Raw genomic sequence first — 743 nt, 5'->3', positions numbered from 1 at the left:
GGCGTGCAGGTGGACAAGGAGGGCTGCCCGGTTGACACGGACGGCGACGGCGTGGCCGACTACCAGGACGAGTGCCCGACCGAGGCTGGCGTGGCCAACCTGAAGGGCTGCCCTGACAGGGACAACGACGGCGTGGCTGACAAGAACGACGAGTGCCCGGACGAGGCGGGAACAGCGGCCACCAAGGGCTGCCCTGACTCAGACAACGACGGCGTGGCCGACAAGGACGACAAGTGCCCGGACACCCCGGCCGGCGTGCAGGTGGGCGCCGACGGCTGCCCGGTTGACACGGACGGTGACGGCGTGCCGGACAACGAGGACGCTTGCCCGAACACACCGGGCCCTGGCACGGCCAACGGCTGCCCTGAGGTGGACGCGGCGACCCTGAAGGTGATCGACGAGAAGGTGCGCTTCGAGTTCGACAAGGCCGTGGTGCAGGAAGCCTACAAGCAGCTGCTTGACTCGGTGATCGTGGCGCTGGAGAAATACCCTGACCACGTGCTGCTGATCCAGGGCCACGCGGACTTCATCGGCTCGGAGGAGTACAACCAGGCGCTCTCCGAGCGCAGGGCCGAGGCGGTGAAGGAGTACCTGGTGCAGCGCGGGGTGAAGAACCCGGACCGCCTGGTGACCAGAGGCTACGGCGAGTCGCGGCCGCTGGTGCAGGTGAACGAGCGCCTGAGCAAGCGCAGGACCGAGACGGCCAGACGCATCAACCGAAGGGTGGGCTTCCAGCTCAATAC

Annotated in this window: 1 protein-coding gene; it reads left to right on the top strand. The window is 67.7% G+C overall.

The window, feature by feature from the left end; translation table 11 throughout:
• The coding region (locus ACFSRY_RS18665) for an OmpA family protein (RefSeq protein ID WP_377511638.1) at window positions 1-743 on the top strand (743 nt) is incomplete at both ends.

The organism is Pontibacter locisalis, from assembly GCF_042684605.1.
Taxonomy (GTDB): domain Bacteria; phylum Bacteroidota; class Bacteroidia; order Cytophagales; family Hymenobacteraceae; genus Pontibacter; species Pontibacter locisalis.
This window is presented reverse-complemented; position numbering and strand designations above follow the sequence as displayed.